The organism is Chitinophagales bacterium (assembly GCA_017303835.1).
In the GTDB taxonomy this organism is placed as follows: Bacteria; Bacteroidota; Bacteroidia; order Chitinophagales; family Chitinophagaceae; genus JAFLBI01.
In genome coordinates, this window is record JAFLBI010000001.1 from 2,406,408 (window position 1) to 2,420,962 (window position 14,555).

The 14,555-nt window shown below is 43.2% G+C and carries 13 protein-coding genes; 3 read left to right on the forward strand and 10 right to left on the reverse strand.

Translation table 11 applies throughout. The annotated features are described in order from the left end of the window. Position 1: 1 nt before the first annotated feature. From J0L83_10860 to J0L83_10880, 5 genes are all read right to left on the reverse strand, one after another. Positions 2 to 1,159, reverse strand: a complete 1,158-nt coding sequence (locus tag J0L83_10860) for a PDZ domain-containing protein (protein MBN8665070.1) — start codon at positions 1,157 to 1,159, stop codon at positions 2 to 4. A 28-nt stretch (positions 1,160 to 1,187) separates the two neighbouring features. After that, on the reverse strand, positions 1,188 to 2,012 hold the full coding sequence (locus J0L83_10865) for a hypothetical protein (GenBank protein MBN8665071.1): 825 nt from the start codon (positions 2,010 to 2,012) through the stop codon (positions 1,188 to 1,190). Positions 2,013 to 2,019: 7 nt separating this feature from the next. Continuing rightward, positions 2,020 to 4,170 carry a hypothetical protein gene (locus J0L83_10870; protein ID MBN8665072.1) on the reverse strand — a complete coding sequence of 717 codons (2,151 nt, stop codon included), beginning with the start codon at positions 4,168 to 4,170 and terminating at the stop codon, positions 2,020 to 2,022. Positions 4,171 to 4,275: 105 nt separating this feature from the next. Then, positions 4,276 to 5,805, reverse strand: coding sequence for a GH3 auxin-responsive promoter family protein (locus J0L83_10875; GenBank protein MBN8665073.1), 1,530 nt, complete (start codon positions 5,803 to 5,805; stop codon positions 4,276 to 4,278). A 111-nt stretch (positions 5,806 to 5,916) separates the two neighbouring features. Continuing rightward, positions 5,917 to 7,482, reverse strand: a complete 1,566-nt coding sequence (locus tag J0L83_10880; GenBank protein MBN8665074.1) for a glycosyltransferase — start codon at positions 7,480 to 7,482, stop codon at positions 5,917 to 5,919. Positions 7,483 to 7,522: 40 nt separating this feature from the next. Here J0L83_10880 and J0L83_10885 point away from each other — a divergent pair, with 40 nt between their 5' ends. Both J0L83_10885 and thiL read left to right on the forward strand, forming a co-directional pair. Continuing rightward, on the forward strand, positions 7,523 to 8,302 hold the full coding sequence (locus J0L83_10885; GenBank protein MBN8665075.1) for an inositol monophosphatase: 780 nt from the start codon (positions 7,523 to 7,525) through the stop codon (positions 8,300 to 8,302). After that, a complete protein-coding gene (thiL, locus tag J0L83_10890; GenBank protein MBN8665076.1) occupies positions 8,299 to 9,333 on the forward strand; it encodes a thiamine-phosphate kinase in 1,035 nt (344 codons plus the stop codon). The genes J0L83_10885 and thiL overlap by 4 nt, the downstream gene beginning before the upstream one ends. A gap of 25 nt (positions 9,334 to 9,358) precedes the next feature. Here thiL and J0L83_10895 read toward each other — a convergent pair whose 3' ends face one another. Then, positions 9,359 to 9,610, reverse strand: coding sequence for a hypothetical protein (locus tag J0L83_10895; GenBank protein ID MBN8665077.1), 252 nt, complete (start codon positions 9,608 to 9,610; stop codon positions 9,359 to 9,361). Between the two features lie 156 nt (positions 9,611 to 9,766). On the opposite strand from J0L83_10895, the gene J0L83_10900 reads away from it, so the two are divergent. After that, positions 9,767 to 11,233 (forward strand): hypothetical protein, encoded by a 1,467-nt coding sequence (locus tag J0L83_10900; protein ID MBN8665078.1) that lies wholly within the window; start codon positions 9,767 to 9,769, stop codon positions 11,231 to 11,233. Here the strand turns inward: J0L83_10900 and nagA are convergent. The 4 genes from nagA to J0L83_10920 are packed head-to-tail and all read right to left on the reverse strand — an operon-like array spanning position 11,223 to position 14,550. After that, on the reverse strand, positions 11,223 to 12,293 hold the full coding sequence (gene nagA, locus J0L83_10905; GenBank protein ID MBN8665079.1) for an N-acetylglucosamine-6-phosphate deacetylase: 1,071 nt from the start codon (positions 12,291 to 12,293) through the stop codon (positions 11,223 to 11,225). The two genes, J0L83_10900 and nagA, sit on opposite strands and share 11 nt — an antisense overlap. Then, a complete protein-coding gene (locus tag J0L83_10910; protein MBN8665080.1) occupies positions 12,286 to 13,077 on the reverse strand; it encodes an amidohydrolase in 792 nt (263 codons plus the stop codon). Before J0L83_10910 ends, nagA begins: the two co-directional genes overlap by 8 nt. Positions 13,078 to 13,096: 19 nt before the next feature. Further along, on the reverse strand, positions 13,097 to 14,047 hold the full coding sequence (locus J0L83_10915; protein MBN8665081.1) for a lipid A deacylase LpxR family protein: 951 nt from the start codon (positions 14,045 to 14,047) through the stop codon (positions 13,097 to 13,099). A gap of 14 nt (positions 14,048 to 14,061) precedes the next feature. Next, on the reverse strand, positions 14,062 to 14,550 hold the full coding sequence (locus J0L83_10920) for a RecX family transcriptional regulator (protein MBN8665082.1): 489 nt from the start codon (positions 14,548 to 14,550) through the stop codon (positions 14,062 to 14,064). Positions 14,551 to 14,555 lie beyond the last annotated feature (5 nt).

A 14,555-nucleotide genomic window follows, 5' to 3' on the forward strand; every position in this document is an offset into this window, starting at 1 on the left:
ACTATCCTCTTCCGATTGCTGCTTGCTTTTCAAGGAAGACTTTCACTTCCATTGGCGACTCATTGCGAATTAGTTGGATTGTCATTTCCTTACTAACCAAAAAACGTTCTTTCAGCTGGTTGATGGTTTTTGGGGAGTTTGCAATTTCATTGTTGATGGTTACTATGATATCATTTACCTTGATATCGGCTTTAGCCGCCGGGCTACCTGGCGTTACAGAAGTAACTAAGAGTGTGATACTAACGGACTGAGTGGTAATGCCAATGAATGATAAACTGTTTGGGGCAAGGTAAATAGATTGACTACTTGCCGAAGCGGTTTTACTGGCAGCAGCAACAGAACCTACTAAACCAAATGCATCGGAGGAGCGGTTATTGGTAACAACTCTGTTCTCTCCTGGCTTTAGTTTTTCAAAGTATTCTTTAGCCTTTTCCTTGGTAATGGTTACCACATCCAAATCTCCATTCCACTTATTGTAATCAACCTCCAAAAAAACAGGCGTTTCTGGTAACACATCAATTTCTGTAAGCTCGGTTTTTCTTTTAATCTCAGTACTTCTGCCATCCTGAGCACCAAAGCTATGCCTGCCTGGTAAAACATCAAATGATAAGTATTCTTTATTACTAATGCGCCCAACTACCTGACCATCTTGGAAAACTTGAAAACCCACAGCGCTTGCTGCAAAGCCTGTAGACCTAAAGAGATATACTTTGACAGTAGCGTTCTTTCTGGCTAATTCCCTTTTTGCTTCTTCTTCTGCATTTTTTTCAGCAACAAGCTTCTGGTATTCCTCCATGGTTTTGGGGTATTTGGCATAAGACTCCTGTATTTTATACACCTGACGATATTTTTCTTCAATGCCTTCCATGGTTTCATAGTCAATCAAAAACTGCTCACAATTTTTGCGCAGGTTGGCGAGCATGGAAAAGTCAAGCTTTTTCTGCAAAAGCTTATCCTGAGAAACAATGCGTAAATGCAAAATGGGCACATTGATTTTACCAAACAACTTCTCAGCATCTTCTAACTTAGAGAGTGTTGTGGTATAGTCGCCTTTGTTGAAAGCTTCTTCAGCGTCTTCAAACTTGAGGCGCGCAATGGCTGCCTGACCAGATACTTCGATAGCGAACAATACGGTAAAAAGGAGGTAGATTATGCGCATAGTTTTTGTCAAATTACTCGTGAACAGATTACATTGGTTGAATATTGAAGATAGCAATCGCTTTAAGCTTACAGTCTTTATACAAGCGACTTTTCTCTTTTTCTTTAACTGGAATAACTGAGATCTCGTCTCCTTTTCTTCCTTCAACATCCAGCTTAAATTCTGCTGGCAATCCGTTAGAAATAAAGACAGGATATTGTTTTGTGCTTAGGGCTAGTGTTTTTGCTTGCGGGTTCTGTGTGTCTTCAAGTTGAAAAGCAAACTGATAAGTGCCAGATGGAATATGGAAAGCCAAATAGGTGTCGTTTTCAAGCGAACTAACATATTTCCCATTAATAAAAAACGCGAAGTTTTTTGATGCACTTGAGCGGTCAGTATTTCGAAAAATGCTGATAAAGACAAGTTTTTTAAATTCCGCTTCAGTTTTTTTTCTTTGCTCTTCTGCCTTTTTCTGAGCGACTATTTTCTCATATTCAGCAGCCGTTGCGGGGTGTTTTGCATTCGCTTCCAATACCTTGTATACCTGTCGGTATTTATCCTCAATACCTTCCACATTTTCATAATCCTTTAAAAACTGATTGCAATTATTACGCAAAGATGTCAGTAGTCCAAATTCAAGATTTTTTTGTAAGAGTTTGTCTTGAGCCAGAATGCGAAGATGAAGAATGGGCAAATTGATTTTACCAAACAGCTTTTCTGCGTCTTCCAGTTTGGAGAGTGTGGTGGCGTAATCACCTTTATTGTATGCTTCTTCTGCGTCTTCAAATTTGAGCCGAGCAACAGCGGCCTGACCTGAAGTGCCTTGAACAATGAGCAGTAGCGAAAGTAAACAAAGCAAAAAATACTTTTTCATGTAGGGCTTATTTATTCAACAAACTCAATACCTCATCCATTGTCGGGTCGTTGATGTTCTTCGATAAGAATGTAACAAAGTCTTCTCGAATCTTGTATTCCCATGGCAGACTAAGAGAGGCAATCATCTTTTTTCTATTGGCAGTATAGATTTGTTTTGCTTGCTCTGTTTGTTTGTTCAGCAATAAAGCATGTGCCATCAGCAGCTGATATTCCAAGTTATCCGGCTCCTGAGCAGTGATTGCTTGTATGCGGGTGAGCGCTTGTGAAAAGGACTTATCTAAAAGTAAATTCCAAACAGAATCTGCGCCGGCTTTAAGCGCTTGTTTGTTGATGGTGGTTTTTGAAACAGTAGCAGGCGCTTCGCTCCAAAAGGTTTCATCATTCTTTTTGACTGGGGCAGGAGGCGGCTCATCTAGTTTTTGTTTCTTTTCCATCGCAGGCTCAGCCCAGAAGCTGTCATCTTTTTTGGGTGCAGGAGCCACTATAGTGTCGCGCTTAACTGGTTTGGGTACATCGCTATTATCCCAGAACTTATCCTTTGTTTTTTTGGGTTTTGGTTGAGGATCTGTTGCAAACTGATCATTTTCTCTTTCTACGGGTGTGCCTGACCAAAAATCATTGCCCCACTTGCTATTACTGTTACCTTGTTTTTTACGTTGATAGTTGATGCTATTGATGGAAACCTGGCTCATGCGCAGCATTTCCTCTAAGCTGTTTTTAGACAGCTCGGCTTCTTCTTCAGAGTAGTAGTAGCCGTGAAAAACTTCTTGTAATGGTGTCAGGGGTTGAATCTCTTCTTGAATCGTACGCAGGTAGGGCCAAGTACCATCGCCGAAGCGGGCAATTTCAACGATAGGACTCAAGTAAAAAACCATATTGCCCTCTTCAATCTTGGATGGATCATAAGCATAGACGAAATAATACAGCTTATCTGCTTCTATTTTGGTTGTAGATGTAGGGATGGTACCGGGTTTGAAATTTGCAATAGCAGCAGTTCTGGATTCGCGTCTAAAAGCTTTTTCCTGAGCAATTTTCTGCAGACGCATTTCTTCTTGTCGTTGTGCTTCAAGCTGTCTTTGTCTTTCACGCTCTTTCTTTGCTTTGGCATCGCTAATCAGTCCGCCAATAAAACTTCCAATCTGCACCACAGCATCTGCTGTTTGGTTTGCCAGCTGAGTTATCTGTTGATCCCTGATTCTGTTGGCCTCTTGCTGCTTGCGCATTTTCGCATTGAAATCATCCATCATCTGCTTTTGCTGCTGTTGTTGCATCTGCATGCGTTGCGTAGCTTCTCTGTCGCGCTGTTGTATTTCTAATTTTCGTTGAGAGGCCGCATCAATGATATGTACCTTGCCATTTTTATCAGTTACATCATAAAGACCGTCGGCTCGTTTAACGCCCGGTCCAACAGGATAAATTAACCCAGGTGAATTGTCAAACTTCCCGGCTCCAGCATTACTGCCTTTGGCATCATACCCGTTTTGGTTGGGTGAGGGTGTTTTATTGACCTGATTATTGGAAGAATAGTTCTGATTGGCTGGCCGTTGTGTGTTGTAATTGTTGTTGTATGTGTTATTGGTTTTCTGACTATTATAATTACTCCCACCCCAAGGATCTTTATTTTGCTGCTGCGCTTCCTGTTGTTTTTTCGCATCTTCTGCTTGCCTTTTTGCAGATTCTAGTTCATCAATTTTACTTTTTAAATCATTGATGCCAGTTGTGCCTGTAATTCTATTGACAGTCATGCTGCCATTTATTTGCGCCCCCTTTTTGATACCACAAAGCGCATTGCCCTTCGTTTCACCCTCACTCCAAGAGCCGCTTATGGAAGTGGTATGATCGCACAAGGTTCCTTCTACCCTAATGGTTATATCAACTCTTGTAACCCGAATCTGATTAAAGTAGTGTTGCAGCTGACCTCCAAAATCACTGTAGCCATAATTTCTACCCCTATAGTTAATGCCATTACCTACACTAACCGAGGCATTAAATGATTGAACGGTGGCCATTGGATAGTCGCCAGCAGCTCCAGATTTCACTCCCAAATTGTAGTGAGGGCTTAAGTAAATTGTAACACCTTCAACGGTAAAAGTTTGCGACAAGGCAGAACTATAGAATAGAAAAATAGCCGTTACCAATAGGCAAATTCTTCTCATGTGCAAGAAATTAGAGGTGCAGCAGATTGCTAACTTAAAAGTACAAGGAAAAAAGAGTACGCAAAAAATCTACAAGGAAATACGCAGAATTGTGTAACAGACTTATTAATGCATAAATGTACCGTTCAAAAAACGCTGCCAGTCTTCCAGCATCTGGCCCTTAAGCACGCGTGGAAATTTGTGTTGTCCGCCCACTTTTCCTTTGGCGGCCATAAAGTCAAGGAATTGTTGCTCTGTCAAAACATCCAGAAAAACTTCTTTTAATGCACTCTTGCGTTCCACTGCGTAATCGTCATTGAGTTCTTTGAGCTTTTCATCGATGGCAATTCTTAATTGCTCTGCATCTACCGTATCGTTGCAAGCAACATACCAGTGGTGGGCAAAGAAATTGCCGTGTGGCACACCCGCTACGGTAAACTCGGGAATAGAAACATTCAGCTTTTCACCTACCAGCTGAATGGCTTTGTTCATATTGTCAACACTCAGGTGCTCACCTACAAGACTGAGAAAATGTTTGGTTCTGCCGGTGATGATGATCTCACAGTTTTCTTTATCTACAAAACGAACTGTATCACCAATCAGGTAACGCCAGGCACCCGCAGCAGTACTGATCAAGACAGCATAATCCTTGTGCTCTTCCACTTCATGAATCATCAACACTTCCGGATTGGCCACCATCTCGCAATCGGGCGTAAAGTTTTTCTCATCAAATGGCACAAACTCAAAATAGATATGCTCATTGGTAACCAGTCGCATACCCTTTGGAAACTGTCTGTCCTGATAAGCCAGAAAACCTTCGCTGGCCAGATAGGTTTCAATATAGGTGAGCGGCTTGCCCAATAATTTTTCGAAGCCTTTTTTATAAGGCTCGAAGCTTACGCCGCCATGTACAAAGAAGGCCAGGTTGGGCCAGATATCGTGTATAGTATTCAGCTTATAGCGCTCAATGATTTGCTCCATGCAGAGTTGAATCCATGCAGGCACACCTACAATGAATCCAATATCCCATTCAGGTGCTTTGGCAACAATCTCTTCCAGCTTGCGGTTCCAATCGCGCTGTTTGGCAATTTTTTTACCCGGCTTATAAAAAGGCTGAAACCAGAATGGTGCTTTTTTGGCGGTGATGCCGCTTAGATCTCCGGCATAATAACCGGGGCCTTTTTGCAGATCGGTACTACCGCCCAGTGTTAACCAACCTCTGCCGAGTGAGGAGTATGGAATATCCTCATAATGCCTGAGACTAAACAGCTGTTTAATCATGGCATTCTTATTGCCCTTCAGCAAATCATTTGTAATGGGTATGTATTTGCTGGCAGCTCCGCTAGTGCCACTACTCAGCGCATAATATTTGATCTTACCCGGCCAGCACACATCCAAATGGCCTTCCAGGGTTTTGTGCCACCACTCACGATAGATGCGATCATAATCATAAGTGGGTACGAGTTCCTGAAATTTTTTGCCAGGATGTTTACTCAAGAGAATGCTATCGAAACCATATTGTTGACCGAACTCGGTAAACTGTGCTTTGCGTAAGAGCTTTTTCAACACCCTTATCTGCTGCCTGCGCACGTTGTTCTTCGGCAAGCGAAGCACCTTTGCAATCGAGTTAGGCAATGTAATGTCGAATATGGGCATCGATAACAGCGGGGTTCAAAAACACGAAGCTAATTAAAAGCCAGTATTGTGTTGCGAATATCCGGGCTTTGTGTATAAGAATGCTGTTAAAATCAATGCATTGTGTAAAACTTATTTGCTCAATGTGTAGCCGCTGCTGTCCTTAGAATCGCTGCCTATAATACTCCTGCTGCCCGCATGATGAAAGCGAAGGGCGGTCTTTCCTTTGAGCTTATCCGCAAAAGCAATCAACTGATGCATAGAGAGGTGGCCGGATACCAGTATTGTTTCATGTGCCTGATTTGCGACCACTGCCTGCTCACAATCAGACTCATTGTTACACCACTGCACCACACGCGTATCCAGTTGCATGGATTGGAAGAAGGATTGTGCTGCTGCTTGGTCATGCGCATGAACCAGAACCACAGCCCGGTCAATGACCTGGCCCGTTGCATCTGGTTTCAGCCAGCGAATGCGTAAGAGCCACCATCGGAATAACCAAAGCCCAAGACCAGCACCAACACTACCCAGCAAGATAACGGCGCGCGAAAAACGCCAGCCCTCTGGTAATAATGCATAAACGGCCAATGTGCTTATCAGCGCCAGCGATAATGCCGATCCAATTTTCTTAGGCGCATAAATACGTTTGTATAAACCAGAAGCTGTAGCTGCTAACCAATACACCAATACAAATGCAGGAAGTAGAATGCTGATTTGTGCTCTCTCAAAAGGAAACTGCTTGATATAGGTTTCCCAATAGGATTTGCTGATCCAGAATAAAAGAAAGATGATGCCACCATCAATGATGGGCATGCCAATGCTGGTTACAAATCGCTTGATCAATGAAACACCTGCACGCAGCAAAATGCCTAATTGCAAACCTTGTACAATCAATGCAGACCTACTACCGCTGTAATGCTTGCGTACAAACTGTTGCATGGCTTTGTAAAACAATTGTACATAATTGCTACTGCCTTTTCTTGTACTCTCGCCTTTGAAATGAATGATGCTGGTGTCTGCACAATACCAGTTTTGGTAACCCGACTGCCGGATACGATAACTCAAATCAATATCTTCTCCATACATAAAGAACTGCTCATCAAAACCGCCAAGTTGCTCAAATAAATCCCGGCGTACCAACATACAGGCGCCGGCCAATACATCCACCGGATGATTGCTTTTTTCATTCAAATGCCCCAATGCATAAGCATTCAACACCGCAGAAAGAGGAAATAATCTCGCCAATCCTGTTAGTTTAAAGAAAGCTGGCATCAGTGCAGGGAAAGCCCTTTTACTTTCCGGCAGAAATTGTCCCGCCCCATCCAACATGCGTACACCCACGGCACCGGCATCAGGACCTGTTTGTAAACAAGCCAGCATTTTATGCAAAGTGTCTTCTGCGATCAGGGTATCTGGATTAAGAAAAAGCAGGTAATCGCCCTTGGCCAATCTTGCAGCATGGTTATTGGCTTTGGCAAAGCCGAGATTTTCCTGGTGCGCAATGAATTGTACCTGAGGAAATAATGGTTTCAAGTATTCCAGGCTGCCATCGGCGGAAGCATTATCAGCTACGATCACTTCCGCATCCAATTCGGCAATAGCCCTATATACAGCATGCAGGCATTGCTCCAGAAAATGGCGCACATTGTAGTTTACGATGATGATGGAAACCTGCAAGTACAATAATTGAAACAGCAAATTAGCAAATTGCAAGCGCTACAAACAACTACCTTTGCGCATGCTTAAAGAAACACTGATTCAAGCCACGGAAAAAGGGGCTGCTGTGTTGAAAGAATATTTCGACAAACCCTTTACGATTTCCAATAAAGAGGGCATGAATAACCTCGTTACCGAAGTAGATCATAAGAGCGAGGCAATCATCATGGCCACCATCCGCGAAGTTTTTCCGGATCATTTTATCCTGAGTGAAGAAGCCGGTGAAATGGCCCAGTCATCATCGTATAAGTGGATTATCGATCCTATTGATGGTACGGTAAATTATGCCAATGGTATTCCCATTTGCTGTGTAAGCATTGGTGTAGAGAAAGACGGACAAATGGTCCTTGGTGCGGTGTATAATCCTTTCATGAATGAATTCTTTTTAGCCGAGCGGGGTCAGGGTGCAAGCCTGAATGGCAAGCCCATCCGCGTAAGCGAAAAAACGGAAGTGATTCATAGTTGCATGGTAACCGGATTTCCATACACCTATTTAGATATGCCTAACGGTCCGCTGGAAGTGTTTGAGCGTTTTATCAGGAAAGGCATTCCGGTTAGAAGATTGGGTAGTGCGGCGATTGATTTGTGTTGGGTAGCTGCAGGAAGATTTGATGCATTCTACGAACACAAATTGCAGGCATGGGATAGCGCTGCCGGATTTTTAATGGTGGAAGAAGCGGGTGGTAAAGTGACTGATTTTACCGGCGCGTATTATTCACCCTATCAGCCACACCTGGTGGCTTCTAATGGAAAAATTCACGACGAATTATTGGCTGTTATCAATAATCAGAAAACATTATGAGCGAGAACAGAACTGAAATAGCTTCATTAGGCGAGTTTGGTTTGATTGAACAACTCACCAAGAATATTGAATTGCAAAATGCTTCTTCCATTCTGGGCGTAGGCGATGATGCAGCGGTGATTGATCACTTCGGCAAACAAACGGTAATCACTACAGACCTTTTGTTAGAGGGTATTCACTTTGATTTGATGTACACACCACTCAAACACCTCGGTTATAAATCGGTGGTGGTAAACCTGAGTGATATCTATGCGATGAATGCAGAGCCCACGCAGATTACGCTCAGCATCGGCATCAGCAATCGCTTTAGTGTAGAAGCATTGAATGAGTTTTATGAAGGCGTTTACGCAGCTTGCGAAAAATATGGTGTTGACTTAATCGGCGGCGATACATCTGCATCACAAAAAGGATTGGTGATTTCTGTAACCGCTATTGGAGAAGTGGCGCCTGATAAATTTGTGAAGCGCAGTACGGCACAAAAAGGTGATTTGATTTGTGTGAGTGGTAATCTTGGTGGCGCATTTCTGGGCCTCACTTTGATGGAGCGCGAAAAACGAATTTATCTGGAGAACCCACAATTACAGCCTGATCTGGAGAATGAATCTTATATCGTTGGTCGCTTACTGAAACCAGAAGCACGCAAAGACATCATTGCATTTTTTGCTGAGAATGAGATTGTACCCACATCTATGATGGACATCAGTGATGGCCTGAGCAGTGAAGTGCTGCACCTGTGCAAGCAGAGTGGTTTGGGCTGCAGAATTTATGAAGAAAAGCTGCCTCTTGCTGATGAAGCAAGAAAAGCAGCTTTCAAATTCGGTTTAGATCCCACCGTATGTGCTCTGAATGGTGGGGAGGATTACGAACTGATCTTTACCCTGAAGCAAGAAGACTACGACAGGATTACGTTGAACGAAGAGATCAGCGTTGTCGGCTATATGACCGACGCGCATGAAGGAACTAAACTGCTCTCCAGAGGGGGGAATAGTTTTGACCTCACCGCGCAGGGCTGGCAAGCTTTCCATGGTTGAGGATTGTAGCGTTAGAAAATGGCGATTACTCGATGATGATGGTCATCGGCATATTGGCGCGCTCTTTCTGCTGCATTTTCACTTTTGAAAGACGCATATCTTTCAAAACGGAGAAATACATCACAACTGCTGTTGCAATAGCTGCTAAGCCGCAAACAATTGATGTAACCATGTCGCTTTTGGAAATTGCCGTGCTGAGGTCTGAAATCATCAGAAAAAATACAGCACCAAAGAAAAGTGCGAAGACAAGCTTCAGTGTGAAGGTTCGGTAATTCATAAACATTGGATATTAGATTTTACACCCTTTAGAGGTGTTTTGGATATTGTGACATAAAAGTATACGGATTTGCGCAAAAAAAAGATGATGCAGAAAGCAAAAAACCCGTTTCAAGGTCTTTTTAAGGCGCTTCGAAACTGGCTGCTTTTTGTTGTAATGATCTCATTATTAGTATCTTGCGCTACAACAGCCAAGCGTGCAAGCCAACCGGAAACACGGCTCTCACCTGAAATACTTAAGGAGGATTTAAGCCTGTTGAAACGCATTTTGGAGGCGAATCACCCCTCTTTATACTGGTATACCAGTAAAGACAGCCTTGATGCACAGTATGCGCGCACGTTTTCAGCCATCAAAGACTCGATGAATCTGGTATCATACAAGAATTTACTGGCACAATGGGTGGCGCAAATACAATGTGGACATACGCGTGTGTTGTTTCCAACCAATTTTTCGCGCAGTGCAGACAGGTTTCGTTTTCCATCATTTCCGCTCACACTAAAAGTGTGGAATGACACTGCTGTTGTGACGGGTAATTTTGATCGCAATGATTCCATCTTGCGCAGAGGCACACAGCTCCTGTCAATTAATGATCGCAGTATTGCCAATATCACCGCAACCATGTATATATACATGAGTACGGATGGTAATGCGTTAAACCATAAAGCACAAAACATTAGTAGCAACTTCCCGGCATGGTATAGAACTGTGTTTGGTGCGGATACACTGTATCGTTTTGTGTATAGAACAAAAGAAGGAAGCATTGATACTGTGCTGCGCAAAGCATTTACACCCATACGTATTACTTCTGCAGCAAGAGTAGATAGTAGCAGCAGTACGGCTCCTGCATTGAGTAGGCGAAAAATCAGGTTATTATCAAAGCGTGTGTTGATGGTGGATACAGTAAATCGTTTTGCAGTGATGCGCTTGAATACTTTCAGTAATGGAGCGATGAAAAAGTTTTTCCGTTCATCGTTTCGCACTTTGAAGAAATTGGGCATCAATGATCTGGCGATTGATCTGCGAGAGAATGGTGGCGGTAGAGTCAATAATTATATTCGCTTAACACGTTATCTCGCACAACAACCATTTAAAGTGGGCGATACTGTTGCAGCAACTACCAGAAATATTCAATACAAAAGATACATCAAGCCTGCGTGGCCTTTCTGGATAGCCATGCAATTCAGCGCAAAGAAAATGGAGGATGGTAAATACCATTATCGACGTTATGAGCGACATTATTTTCAGCCATACAAATCCGATAAATCCTATAATGGAAACCTCTATTTGATTCAAGCGGGCGCTACGTTCTCCGCAGCATCCATGTTTACTGCAACATTAAAGGGTCAGTCCAATGTCTTGATTGTTGGTGAGGAAAGTGGTGGTGGTTATTATGGCAATTCTGCCATGCATATTCCGGAGATCGTATTACCAAATACGCGCGTTCGCGTTACGCTGCCATTGTATCGTTTGGTGATGGATAAAAACAGAGCAAAAGGAAGAGGTGTTATGCCTGATGTAGTGGTGCCTCCCAATGCATCGATGATTGCAAAAGGTATTGATCCGAAATTGCTTTATATCAGCAACCTGATTGCAGCTCGCAAGCAAGCAGCTGTTAAGGAATAAGCGCTAAGTGCTCGTCAACAAAACAAAAGTTTGCTGCATAGCCCGGTTCAATTTTGCCCAATACATCTTCCATGCGTAAAACAGCAGCCGGATATAAACTACACATGCGAATGGCTTCATCTTCGGGTACGCCTACATGATGAATTAAATTCAACATACACTGGTGCATGGTTAAAGCAGAACCACTGAGAATACCATTGCTTTCATATTTATCGCCAGCAGGCTGATGCGGATAAAAACCTTCGGTGGTAGTTGTAACCGCATCTGTAATGGCAAATAATCTACTACCCATGATTTTCTTTGCAATCCTCACAGCAGCATAATCTACATGATGTCCATCAGGAATAATACTGGCGCGAACAGTTGGGTGATTGAAGACAGCACCAACTAAGCCCGGTGCGCGGTGTTGAAGCGGACTCATAGCATTATACAAATGCGTAACCGTACTGATGCCTCCATCAAAAGCTTTGGTGGCGGTAGCATAATCTGCATCACTATGCCCGGCAGAAACAATGATGCCTTCGCTTTGAATAAAGTTGATGATGGCTGGATCGCAAACTTCGGGTGCCAGTGTAATCATTTTGATGGCCCCCTTTCCATAAGCCAATAATGATTGCACTTCTTCCATGTTAGGTGCATGAATGAGTGACTCAATATGTGCACCTCTGCGTTTGGGGTGTAACCATGGTCCTTCAATATGTAAACCGATACAACCTTCACCACCTTCTAGCCAATAGGCGCGCACCGCATCAATGCATTGCCTGATGACTGTGTCGTGATTAGTAGCAACGGTCGGCAAGAAAAATCCGGCACCACCGGCTTTGCAATAAGCATGAATTGCATGAATCGTGGCTGCATCAGGATAAACGGCCAGTAATCTGTCGTGTGCGCCATAGAGTTGAATATCTATCAACGCAGGCAATACCGTGTGTGTATCGTAGTGATTGTCCTGATTCGGTTCTATTGCAACAATGTGTTTATCGGCAATCACCACAGTATGATCGTACAACCAATGATTGCCGGTAAAAAGCCGTGCAGTTTTAATGCGTTGTTCAGCCATGGTGAATGGTAAAGGGGTCTGCGTCTTTTAAGAAAGGAAGTTTGTTGCGGATATCGTCCAGCGGTTGTTTTTCCAGTGTGATGGTGTGTACATCATCGCCATGGGCTTTTTCATACAGTATAGTACCCATCGCATCAACTACCATGCTATCACCACTGTGGTAAATATCATTACCGTCTCTGCCTACACGGTTCACACCAATCACATAACACTGATTCTCGATGGCTCTTGCCTGCAACAGTGTTTTCCATGCATGATTTCTTCTTTCGGGCCAATTCGCAACATAGAGCAGCACATCGTATTCGGGTCCATCATGTTGTTGTTGTCTGGCCCAAACGGGGAAACGCAAGTCGTAGCAGATTTGCAGATTGATGCGCCATCCTTTCACCGATGCAATCAAACGCTTGCTGCCCGGTGTATAATGCTTGTCCTCGCCTGCATAGCCAAAACAATGTTTCTTATCGTAATAACCATATTCGCCGTTAGGCAGCATCCAGATTAATCGGTTGTGGTATTGACCATTCTCTTCAATCATCAGACTGCCGGTTAGAATGATTTTTTTCTCCGCAGCTGTGTTGCGCATCCAGGTGACTGTTGGACCGTCCATCTTTTCTGCAAAGATTTCCGGGCGCATGCTGAAACCGGTAGAGAACATTTCCGGCAATACCACTACTTCAGTGTGTTCATGGATGTTGTGGATGATGGAACTAAAGTGCTGGATATTGGCTGTCTTGTCCTCCCAAACCAAAGCTTGTTGCAAAAGGGTAAATGTTAGGGTTGACATACACTGATTTTTGATAAAGTTACTGAGCTCGTTGAAAGCGGTAGGCAAAACCTATTACGCCATAATTCTGATTATTGGTTTGTGAAGTAGCTTCCTTACCCTGGTGCACAACTTCAACACGTAGTGTGGTTCTGTTCTTTGCATAGCAGAAACCAAAGCGGTGTTCAGGTAAAAAATTGCTGGGACTTGCCGTTACCACGGGTGCGCCGGGTTTATTGCCCATGGGGCCCTGTATGGTAGCATTATACCATTGCCAGGTAATAGATGGGTAATAATAAACAAAGACCTCTTCTTTATGCTGCCACTTTGCTTGTCCCTTGTGGATGCGGTTATTGAACAAAGCAGTTTGTTGCATGGCTTCAGCCTTACCTAAAACAAAATATGCGCCCGCCCGCAGATTACTGAAGGTGGTACCCAAGTTCAACTGTGCTGTTGGATAAATACGTGCTAAGCCATTTTTTTCCGGTTGAATATCAGCGGTGTATTGTACACTTGCATCAAGTGCAAAATGATTGGGAATCTGTTTTTCCCATCCTGGAAAGAAAGCATAGTTCATCAGGTTGTGATACCACTCTTGAAATCCTGCTGCCCCGGCTGCTGGTCCTACAACACCCAAAGCCCCAGTCCATTCTAATTGCTGTGCTTTTGGCAAGATGGTTTTCTGCGCGTATTTCAGATAGAGATAACCCGCATAAGGTCTGTCGATAATATTGTTATAAGCATAAGCCTTGTTACGTGGCGTATACATCTGCTGTCCTAATTCAAGGGTTTGAATCTGCTTCAAGCCTTTCTTGGTATTGTTTGCAGCGGCATAGCGCAGATATAATCCGCTGGAATAATAGCCATCTCTTATTTTCAATAAAAAAGCATCATTATCGATTTGTACCGATAACTCTTTTGCATAACTGCTTGTTTGTGCGAAAAGATTGTTTATGCAGCAGCAACTCAGAATAAAAAACAAATAACGCATGCAGGAAAGATACATTAATCAGTGTTTTTGTTGCTGCAGGTTTTGATGGCCTGCTGAATCAAGGGTAATTCAAATCCTTTTTGCATCAGGTATTGTGTAGTCTTGGCTTGTTTACTGATTGTCTTTTCACCTTTCAGGCTGTTCCACTTTAGCTTAGCCTGTTTTTCCAATGTGCGCAGATAATCGTCCTCATCAATACTTTTCATCGCTTTGCGGATACTGTAATCACTCACTTTCTTTTGTTTCAAAGCATACTGAATTCTTACACGTCCCCATTGTTTGATGCGGAACTTACCACCCGCAAATTGTTCGGCAAAGCGTTCTTCGTTCAGGTAGTCTTCTTCAATCAACTGTGCAAGAATGGTCTCCACTTCTGTTTTGTATAAACCATATCCATAGAGCTTCTCACGCACTTCTGCATGACAGCGCTCCTGATAAGCACAGTAGTGCCGAATTTTTTGTAAGGCCTGGTCTTTATTAACGATTCTTTGCCGCATTTTCAGGTCAT

Bases quoted from the DNA above. Each gene is read 5' to 3' on its own strand.
- thiL (MBN8665076.1), top strand. From the start codon at position 8,299: ATGAGCGAGAACAGAACTGAAATAGCTTCATTAGGCGAGTTTGGTTTG.
- J0L83_10860 (MBN8665070.1), bottom strand. From the start codon at position 1,159: ATGCGCATAATCTACCTCCTTTTTACCGTATTGTTCGCTATCGAAGTA.
- J0L83_10895 (MBN8665077.1), bottom strand. From the start codon at position 9,610: ATGAATTACCGAACCTTCACACTGAAGCTTGTCTTCGCACTTTTCTTT.
- J0L83_10865 (MBN8665071.1), bottom strand. From the start codon at position 2,012: ATGAAAAAGTATTTTTTGCTTTGTTTACTTTCGCTACTGCTCATTGTT.
- J0L83_10875 (MBN8665073.1), bottom strand. From the start codon at position 5,805: ATGCCCATATTCGACATTACATTGCCTAACTCGATTGCAAAGGTGCTT.
- J0L83_10870 (MBN8665072.1), bottom strand. From the start codon at position 4,170: ATGAGAAGAATTTGCCTATTGGTAACGGCTATTTTTCTATTCTATAGT.
- J0L83_10885 (MBN8665075.1), top strand. From the start codon at position 7,523: ATGCTTAAAGAAACACTGATTCAAGCCACGGAAAAAGGGGCTGCTGTG.
- J0L83_10910 (MBN8665080.1), bottom strand. From the start codon at position 13,077: ATGTCAACCCTAACATTTACCCTTTTGCAACAAGCTTTGGTTTGGGAG.
- J0L83_10900 (MBN8665078.1), top strand. From the start codon at position 9,767: ATGATCTCATTATTAGTATCTTGCGCTACAACAGCCAAGCGTGCAAGC.
- J0L83_10915 (MBN8665081.1), bottom strand. From the start codon at position 14,047: ATGCGTTATTTGTTTTTTATTCTGAGTTGCTGCTGCATAAACAATCTT.
- nagA (MBN8665079.1), bottom strand. From the start codon at position 12,293: ATGGCTGAACAACGCATTAAAACTGCACGGCTTTTTACCGGCAATCAT.